This is a genomic window from Rahnella perminowiae (assembly GCF_019049755.1).
GTDB lineage: Bacteria > Pseudomonadota > Gammaproteobacteria > Enterobacterales > Enterobacteriaceae > Rahnella > Rahnella perminowiae.
On the sequence record NZ_JAFMOS010000278.1, the window covers coordinates 1 to 3,494 of the forward strand.

Below are 3,494 nucleotides of genomic sequence, written 5' to 3' on the forward strand. Positions count from 1 at the left end.
GGTTGGGGTGGGGTATTAATGGTGGTGTAATTGTATGAGTTGCCATCAAACCCACACTCCTTCCCTTCGTGAGAGGGGAAGGAGCAAAAGCAAAATCGCGCAGTGTTTGCCGGGGAAGGAGTAAAGCAAAACCTTTGTCACATGTGTGTGGCAGCTAAAGCACCTTCTCCAGGAAAGCCTGGGTTCTGGCGTGAACCGGCCGTTCCAGCACCTGTTCGGCAGCGCCGCTTTCAACAACGCGACCATCGACCATAAATACCACCTGATCCGCGACCTGGCGCGCGAAGCCGATTTCATGAGTAACGACCACCAGTGTTACGCCTGATTGCGCCAGTTTCTTAATCACATCCAGCACTTCGCCGACCAGTTCAGGGTCGAGGGCCGATGTCGGTTCATCAAACAGCATGACTTTAGGATTCAGCGCCAGCGCGCGGGCGATGGCGATACGTTGTTGCTGTCCGCCGGACAAATGACGCGGCCAGGCGTGGGCTTTCTCACGCAGGCCGACGGTGTCGAGCAGTTCACCGGCGCGGATGATGGCGTCTTTGCGACTCATCAGGCCGTGAACTACCGGCGCTTCGATGATGTTATCCAGCACCGTCATATGCGGGAATAAATTGAAATTCTGGAATACATAACCGACGTGTCTGCGTTGCCTGAGAATGGCGCGCTCTTTCAGCTCATACAGTGTATCGCCTTTGCGGCGGTAACCAATGTAGTCACCATCGATCTGAATAAAACCTTCGTCGACGCGCTCAAGATGATTAATCGTGCGCAACAGTGTCGATTTTCCCGAACCGGACGGGCCGAGGATCACGGTCACGGTGCCGGGTTCAATGCTCAGACTGACGTTATCCAGTGCTTTGTGCGCGCCGTAGTACTTGCTCAGATTATTGATCTCTATACGCCCGACGGTGGCTGCCTGAGGTTTGCGCGGGAACAGCTGTTCAACCGGGGCTTCCCTTGGGCGGTTAACGAATAAATCAAAGGCTTCAGACATAGTGCTTTCCCTTTATTAAGAACGGGCGACGCGCCACTGACGCAGGCGCTGCAAGGGGGTTGGCGCGACCTGGCGCACAGTGCCGCGGGAGAAATAACGTTCGACGTAATACTGTAAAACCGACAGCACGGTGGTGATCAGCAGATACCAGACGGTAGCGACCATCAGCAACGGGATCACCTGTTGCGTGCGGTTGTAAATCACCTGCACGGTGTAAAACAGTTCCGGTATCGACAGGACGTAAACAATCGATGTGCCTTTCGCCAGGCTGATCACTTCGTTAAAACCGGTTGGCAGAATTGAACGCAAAGCCTGCGGCAAAATAATGCGAAATGTGCGGCGGTAGGCCGGTAATCCCAGCGCGGCGGCGGCTTCGTGCTGGCCGTGTTCTACGCCCAAAATCCCGCCACGAATGATCTCTGCGGTATAGGCTGATTGCACCAGGGAAAGGCCGAGCACGGCGACGGAAAACTGATCCAGCAAATTAACCGTCGGGGTGCTGAAAAAGGAAACTGTGGTGAACGGAATGCCAAGCGAAAGGTTGTCGTAAAGATAGGAAAAGTTGTAGAGGATGATCAGCACCAGCAGCAGCGGCAATGAACGGAACAGCCAGATATACCCCCAGGCCAGCGCATTGAGCAAATAAGATTTAGACAGACGGGCGAGGGCCAGTGCGGTGCCGAAAATCACGCCGAACAGCGTGCCCAGCAGTGTCAGCAACAGGGTTTTTCCAAGCCCGGACAAGATCACCGGATCAAAAAACCACTGGCGAAATACGCCCCATTCCCAGCGGGAATTGGTGGCGATTGACTGGATGATACCTAAGAGAATAAACGCCGAAAATACCGCACCGGCCAGTCGCCACGGATAGCGCGCCGGTACCACTTTCAGCGGCGGATGATTCACAGTTGAAGGGGTATTTTCGCCCATGGAGTTCCCTTGTCGTTATGTCGCAGATGAGGTGACCGGCACCTGCGCTTTCAGTGTTTTGGTAAACGGCAGTCGCCCGTCATACGGCGGCCGGGAATAGACTTCCGGGTCGAGACGGGTATCGAATTGCGGCTGATAACCGTGTGACAGATACAATCCGACCGCTTCAGGCTGGCGGAATCCGGTGGTCAGAAAGACCCGCCGGTAACCATACGCGTCAGCACGCCGTTCCAGTTCATGCAGGATTTTTTGCGCCAGTCCCTGACGGCGCAGCGCGCGGTGCGTCCAGATGCGTTTTAGCTCGGCGGTCTGTTCGTCGTAGCGTTTATACGCGCCCATCGCAACGGGCTCGCCGTTTCTCAGCAGAACAATGAAGGCGCCATCGGGGGCGGAAAAAACACTGTCATCTTCCGGCGGCTGGCTCGAAAAGAAATCGCCGTAGCGGTCACGGTATTCACCGAACAATCCGTCGATGACCGGTGCAATCAGCGGGTCTTCCGGCACGGTCTGAATGAAAATATCTTCGCTCATCGTTTCTGCTCCTGATCAGTCGCCCAGTCCCGGCGGGTTAATTTCAGAGTGATCGATCTTCTCGACGCTTTCACCCCAGCGATCCAGCACTTTGATGTAAGCCCCGCTGGCAATGGCGCTGTTCAGCGACGCCTGCACGGCATCCACCAGGCCATTCCCTTTTTTCAGCGTGACGGCGATATTGGCAGTCTTCGGCCAGCCGCCAGGCACGGTGCCGACCAGTTTGGTTTTGCCGGTCAGCAGGGATTTATACGCGCCGGTCACGTTCGGGCCGAACGTCGCGTCAGCCCGGCCGGACTGGATCGCCAGCGTCGCGGCAGCGTCATCGGTGACATACAGCGGTTTCAGCGCCGGTAAGCCTTTGGCCTGATTCTCTTTGTCCCACGCCAGCAACACGGCTTCCTGATTGGTGCCTGAGCCGACAATAATGCGTTTACCGGCGATATCGGGTGCGGATTTAATGGAGGTGATTTTGCTGTCACTTTTCACATAAAAACCGAGGGTATCTTCGCGGTAAGTAGCGAAATCAAATTTGGTTTTGCGATCTTTGGTGACCGTGATGTTGTAGATTGCCGCATCGTATTTGCCGGAAGTCACGCCCAGCGGCCAGTCCTCCCAGGAAGCCGGAACCACTTTAAGTTTCAGGCCTAAACCGTCGGCGACCAGACGGGCAATATCCGCCTCGCTGCCGATCACAGTTTTATTATCACGGGCGTACAGCCCGAACGGCGGTGCGCTGCCGAGCACGGCCAGTGCAACGGTCAGCGTGCCCGGTTCAACAAACTTAAAATTGGCCGGGATTTTCGCCACAGCCTCCGGGCTTTTGGGTGTATTTACCGGCGTTTCATTGGCAACCAGATCAATACCCGGTGCGGCGTATGCGGCTGATGAAAAACTTAATATTGCCGCGATGGCGGTCGCTGTAAGGGTTGCGCTATGCTTCATCATCATTATTATTTTTTATCCTGCAATCTTATTTTATGGAGTGAGAACCGTGAGGTGACGTTTTCACTATTCCCGAGTGTTGCCGGGA

Annotated in this window: 4 protein-coding genes; all 4 read right to left on the minus strand. The window is 55.2% G+C overall.

The features are described 5' to 3' along the window. Positions 1-154 precede the first annotated feature (154 nt). The 4 genes from J1785_RS02270 to J1785_RS02285 are packed head-to-tail and all read right to left on the minus strand — an operon-like array spanning position 155 to position 3,406. Complete coding sequence (locus J1785_RS02270) at positions 155-1,000, minus strand: amino acid ABC transporter ATP-binding protein (protein ID WP_235173987.1); 846 nt, start codon at positions 998-1,000, stop codon at positions 155-157. Positions 1,001-1,015: 15 nt separating this feature from the next. Beyond that, the gene (locus J1785_RS02275; RefSeq protein ID WP_217218717.1) at positions 1,016-1,930 is read right to left on the minus strand and encodes an amino acid ABC transporter permease; all 915 of its coding nucleotides are present in this window, start codon (positions 1,928-1,930) and stop codon (positions 1,016-1,018) included. A 15-nt stretch (positions 1,931-1,945) separates the two neighbouring features. Continuing rightward, positions 1,946-2,461 carry a GNAT family N-acetyltransferase gene (locus tag J1785_RS02280; protein WP_217218718.1) on the minus strand — a complete coding sequence of 172 codons (516 nt, stop codon included), beginning with the start codon at positions 2,459-2,461 and terminating at the stop codon, positions 1,946-1,948. Between the two features lie 15 nt (positions 2,462-2,476). Next, entirely contained in the window at positions 2,477-3,406 is a 930-nt protein-coding gene (locus tag J1785_RS02285) for an ABC transporter substrate-binding protein (RefSeq protein ID WP_205951635.1), read from the minus strand. Between the last annotated feature and the right edge of the window lie 88 nt (positions 3,407-3,494).